Annotated in this window: 4 protein-coding genes and 2 pseudogenes; 1 reads left to right on the forward strand and 5 read right to left on the reverse strand. The window is 68.8% G+C overall.

The window, feature by feature from the left end; genetic code table 11:
- The 3 genes and pseudogenes from AC2VOR_RS06595 to AC2VOR_RS06605 form a co-directional block, all read right to left on the reverse strand.
- Positions 1 to 372 (reverse strand): annotated as a pseudogene (locus tag AC2VOR_RS06595) (DNA-directed RNA polymerase subunit beta); the annotation flags it as partial.
- 403 nt (positions 373 to 775) lie between these two features.
- Complete coding sequence (locus AC2VOR_RS06600; RefSeq protein ID WP_369740652.1) at positions 776 to 1,786, reverse strand: ABC transporter ATP-binding protein; 1,011 nt, start codon at positions 1,784 to 1,786, stop codon at positions 776 to 778.
- Between the two features lie 156 nt (positions 1,787 to 1,942).
- Entirely contained in the window at positions 1,943 to 3,439 is a 1,497-nt protein-coding gene (locus AC2VOR_RS06605; RefSeq protein WP_486963424.1) for a carotenoid oxygenase family protein, read from the reverse strand.
- Between the two features lie 71 nt (positions 3,440 to 3,510).
- Between AC2VOR_RS06605 and AC2VOR_RS06610 the strand changes: the two genes are divergently transcribed.
- Positions 3,511 to 4,212, forward strand: coding sequence for a TetR/AcrR family transcriptional regulator (locus tag AC2VOR_RS06610; protein WP_486963425.1), 702 nt, complete (start codon positions 3,511 to 3,513; stop codon positions 4,210 to 4,212).
- A 55-nt stretch (positions 4,213 to 4,267) separates the two neighbouring features.
- On the opposite strand, the gene rplL is transcribed toward AC2VOR_RS06610, so the two are convergent.
- Both rplL and AC2VOR_RS06620 read right to left on the reverse strand, forming a co-directional pair.
- Positions 4,268 to 4,660 carry a 50S ribosomal protein L7/L12 gene (gene rplL / locus AC2VOR_RS06615; protein ID WP_144951047.1) on the reverse strand — a complete coding sequence of 131 codons (393 nt, stop codon included), beginning with the start codon at positions 4,658 to 4,660 and terminating at the stop codon, positions 4,268 to 4,270.
- A gap of 32 nt (positions 4,661 to 4,692) precedes the next feature.
- Positions 4,693 to 4,939, reverse strand: a pseudogene (locus AC2VOR_RS06620) (50S ribosomal protein L10); the annotation flags it as partial.

Here is a 4,939-nt window from a genome sequence, read left to right on the forward strand (position 1 = left end):
GGCCGCGTACGTCATGTCCTTGTCTTTGCACTCGTCGACCGGCGCCTTGACCTCGTCGAAGCGCGGGTCGGAGAACGACAGCGACATCGAGCCGGAAAAGTCCTCGATCGGCGACAGCTCGTAGAGCACCTCTTCGAGGCCGCCCACCGGCTTGGCCTCGCCCCTGGCGAGCGCCGACTCTCGCCAGCGCGGCGATCCGATCAGCCACTCGAACGAGTCGGTCTGAACGTCGAGAAGCCCCGGAACCTCGAGGGGTTCGCGCAGCTTGGCGAAGGAGATTCGGTCTGGGGCCCCGGGCACGGAGCCGTTCGAAGAACTTCCATGAGAGGGACTTTGTGGGCGATCCGTCTTGCTCTGGCGGAAATCTGCCAAGATGCATCCTTCCAGCACCTCGTGCGACTCACTGATGGAACCGGCGGCCACCGGGCCCGTTCGCCGCAAACTGTTTCGTTAGAGCTGGCGAACGATCTGTCCGGATCTCACGCACGCAACTAGACAGCTGAGCCGCAAAGGGCGACTCAACCTAGGACCACAATGTCAGTGGCGGGTGAGGTGGGCAGGAGGTAGCCAGCGCAACGTCCAACAATAGCTCAGGACGGCGCATTCCTCAACTACCCATCACTACCAGCCCTTGGGGGCATCGGCGCTGGCTGGCATCTCGACTTTCCCGTGGACACATGCTGACCAACAGATTGACCCGTTTGGGCCGCGCCGTCAAGGGGGCGGGGCGGCAAGTTGCGGCGAAATATCGCCGCAACCCGGCCGTGCCCAGCCCTCAGTCGCCGAACTCGTGGGATTGGTACTTGTGGGTGCCCTCGAGGTCGTCGAGGATCGCGGCCTGCGCCTTCTGGGGCAGCGTGTGCAGCATGTCGCGCACCCGCGCCTGGCGACGGGCCACCGCCTTGCGCTCGGGCATGCCCGGGGACGCCACGATCTGGGGCGGCACGCCCTCGATCTCCTCGACACCGCCGGCGTGCTGGCCGGCCTCGAGCGCGGCCTGCTCCTCGGCCATGGTGGCCTCGTCCTTCTCCTCGGACATGCCGATCGGCCCGATGCGACGGCCGTTGAGGAACTGCCGCACGACCGGCTCGTCGCTGGTCAGCAGGACTTCCCTGGGCCCGAACATGACCAGCTTGCGGCGGAACAGCATGCCCATGTTGTCCGGGACGGTGCGCGCGATGTTGATGTTGTGCGTCACGATCAGCACGGTGGCGTCGATCTGGGCGTTGATGTCCAGGATCAGCTGGCTCAGGTACGCGGTGCGGACCGGGTCCAGACCCGAGTCCGGCTCGTCGCACAGGATGATCTGCGGGTCCAGCACCAGCGCCCGGGCCAGGCTGGCGCGCTTGCGCATACCACCGGAGATCTCGCCGGGGAACTTCTTCTCGTCGCCGCCCAGGCCCACCAGCGAAAGCTTCTCCATGACGATGTCACGGATCTCGCCTTCCTTTTTCTTGGTGTGCTCACGCAGCGGGAAGGCCGCATTGTCGAACAGGTTCATCGACCCGAACAGCGCGCCGTCCTGGAACATCACGCCGAACAGCGTGCGGATCTCGTACAGCTCGCGCGCCGAGCACTGCATGATGTCGGTGCCGTCGATGGTGATCGAGCCGCGCTCCGGGCGCAGCAGCCCGATGAGGGACTTCAGGAATACCGACTTGCCGGTACCCGACGGCCCGAGCAGGACGCTGACCTCCCCGGCCGGGATATCCAGCGTCACGTCTTCCCAGATCCTCGAGGAACCGAAGGACTTCGTCAGTCCGTTGACCTCGATAGCGACGCCCATGGGAGATCCTTCCGTCCTCGCGTATGCCCACCACCTGCCCGTTTGTGTGGCTTGAGTCACTGTAGCGCACGCCTGAGGCGCGCCATCACGGTTGCGCGGCCCCGCAGAACAAAAGTGGCCGACCCGAGACCGCCCCGCGGTCCCTCGGCCCCGGGGTCAGTGGGCCGGCGACCAGTTGCCGTGGAACCCCATCGGTACGCGCTGCGGCAGGTGCACGGTCGCCACCGGCTCGGTGGTCTGGGCGTCGAGCAACAGCAGTTGCCCCTCGTCCCGGCCGCGGTGGTAACCGTAGCCCATCAGGATGCCGTCGTCCTCGGCGTCCGCCGCGGGGTCGGGCACGAAACACACCTCACCGATCAGCAGGTCGGGGTCGAGCGCGGCCGTCGTCGTGGAGCCCGTCGCGTAGTCGTGCTTGTACAGCGCCGACGAGCGGTCCGCGAAGTACGCGCCGATGGTGTAGCCGAACCGGTGCCGCACCCCGAGCCGGGTCTCGTTGATGCGGGGAAACTCCTGGGGCCGGTCGTCTCGGCATTCGGTGCCGACCGCGCCGGACGCCAGGTTGACGGTCCACCGCTCGAGCGTGGGCGCCGTCTCCCCCGGGCCGTGCCGGTCGCGGTCGAACATCCGCGCGTAGCGCACCACGTCGAGCACCAGCACCTCGGCGCCGTCGCGCATCTCGGAGTAGGCGTTGAGCGGGTGGTAGACGTAGCAGGGTTCGACGTCGAACCAGCGCACGTCGCGGTTGCCCCCCTCGCGGGGCATGACGCCGATGCGTGCGGGATAGCGGGGGTTCCAGGCGTAGGGCATCCGGTCGGAGTGCCGCGGGCTGCGATTCATCACCGCGTTGACCGGGCTCGGCACCCGGACGCGCCCGATCAGCGACTGCATCACCAGCCGGGCGGGCAGCGACAGCCAGCGCGGCACGGAGACGGGCAGCACCTGCGCCGGGTCGAAGGTCACCGGCAGGTCGTAGATCACCACGTACTTGTCGGTCAACGAGAAGTCGTGCATCATCGGCGACCCGGACACCTCGATGTCCACGGTCCGGCGGGCGCGGCCGGCCGTGTCGATCACCGAGTACTGCACGGTGCGTCCGCGGCCGAACGAATAGGACACCGCGTGCAGCTCGCCGGTCGCGGGGTCGCGGTGCGGATGCGCGGTGTAGCCGCCGGCCAGCGTGCCGTCGAAGTCGCACGTGCCCACCGTGTCGAGGTCGTCGGTGAGTTCGTAGTTGGCGATCCCGCCCTCCACCAGGGCGAGGGTCTTTCCTGCGTGGCTCAGCACGTTGGTGTTGGCGCCCAGGGCCAGCATGCCCGCCCGCGGGTCGAGCCGGCCGGGTGCCGGTTCGCCGCGGGCGGTGCACACCGACAGGCTGCGCACCCAGCGGTTGCGGTACCAGCGGGCGTTCCCGTCGCGCAGCGCCACCCCGTGCACCATGCCGTCGCCGCTGAACCAGTGATAGGTGGCCGGGTCGACCTCGGCGACCGGGTTGGGACCGTTGCGCAGGTAGCGCCCGTCGAGGTGCTCCGGGATGTGTCCGGTGACCTCCAGGTCGGTGGTGGTCAGCTCCGCACGCACGGGCGCGAGGAAGCCCTCGAGATAGGGGTTTTGGGTTTCGGCGGTCCGGGCGGAAGCGGTCGAGGCGGAAGTCATGGCCGAGCTCCTATAACATTGTTATTTCGGCGTTATCGGAACCGTACGCCCCGGGTGAGAAGATGACAAGGATGGCTTCGGAGACGACTTCGGCACGGCCGCGCAGCATCGGCGGTGTCCGCGAGGAGATGCTGTCGGCCGCCGTCGGCCTGCTCGACGAGGACGGGCCCGACGCGCTGCAGACCCGCAAGGTCGCCGGCGCCGCGGGCACCTCGACGATGGCGGTGTACACCCACTTCGGCGGGATGCGCGGGCTCATCGCCGCGGTCGCCGAGGAGGGGCTGCGCCAGTTCGACGCGGCGCTGGCGGCGCCGCAGACCGACGACCCGGTGGCCGACCTGCTGACCACCGGCCTGGCCTACCGGCGCTATGCGATCGAGCGGCCCCACATGTACCGGCTGATGTTCGGCAGCACCAGCGCACACGGCATCAACGCCCCGGCACGCAACGTCCTGAACCTGACCGTCGCCGAGATCGAACAGCACCACCCCAGCTTCGCGCACGTCGTCCGGGGGGTGCACCGGTGCATGGCGGCCGGGCGGATCGCGGCGGGGCCGGCCCACGCCGGCGACGCCGGCGTGGTGGCGACGGCGGCGCAGTTCTGGACGTTGATGCACGGGTTCGTGATGCTCGAACTGGCCGGCTACTTCGGCGGCGACGGCGCGGTCGTCGGGCCGGTGCTCGGCACGATGACGACGAACCTGCTCGTCTCGCTGGGAGATTCGCCCGAACGGGTACGACAGTCGCAGCGGGCGGCGAGCGGCGCGCCCTGAGCACGCGAAACCCCCGGCACCGCAAGGCGGCGCCGGGGGGTTTCGCGGTGACGAACTACTTGACGGTGACGGTGGCGCCGGCGGCCTCGAGCTTGGCCTTGGCCTCCTCGGCGGCCTCCTTGGCGACCTTCTCCAGCAGCGGCTTGGGGGCGCCGTCGACCAGGTCCTTGGCCTCCTTGAGGCCCAGGCCCGAGACGATCTCGCGGACGACCTTGATCACGCCGATCTTCTTGTCGCCGGCACCCTCGAGGATGACGTCGAACTCGGACTGCTCCTCGGCGGCCTCGGCGGGGGCGCCACCACCGGCCGGGCCGGCCGCGGCGACGGCGACCGGGGCGGCCGCGGTGACCTCGAAGGTCTCCTCGAACTTCTTGACGAAGTCCGACAGCTCCAACAGGGTCATTTCCTTGAACGCGTCGAGCAGTTCGTCGCTGGACATCTTTGCCATGGTGTGGGTCCTTCCTGATTTCGGTTTGGGGTTTATTCGGCGTCGGCCGGGGTCTCAGAAGATTCCGTGGGGGCTTCCGAAGCGGGTGGTGGGGAAGCCGGCTCGGCAGCCGGCGCCGAGGCCGGCTCGGCGGCCTTCTTCTCCTGCAGCGCGGCCGCGAGCCGGGCGATCTGCGAGGCCGGGGCGTTGAACAGTCCGGCCGCCTTGGCGAGGTTGCCCTTCATGGCGCCGGCCAGCTTGGCCAGCAACACCTCGCGGGACTCGAGGTCGGCGATGCGC

The organism is Mycobacterium sp. TH-M103 (assembly GCF_057473785.1).

Coding starts and splice junctions, on each gene's coding strand:
- AC2VOR_RS06605 (WP_486963424.1), bottom strand. CDS start 3,439: ATGACTTCCGCCTCGACCGCTTCCGCCCGGACCGCCGAAACCCAAAAC.
- AC2VOR_RS06610 (WP_486963425.1), top strand. CDS start 3,511: ATGGCTTCGGAGACGACTTCGGCACGGCCGCGCAGCATCGGCGGTGTC.
- AC2VOR_RS06600 (WP_369740652.1), bottom strand. CDS start 1,786: ATGGGCGTCGCTATCGAGGTCAACGGACTGACGAAGTCCTTCGGTTCC.
- rplL (WP_144951047.1), bottom strand. CDS start 4,660: ATGGCAAAGATGTCCAGCGACGAACTGCTCGACGCGTTCAAGGAAATG.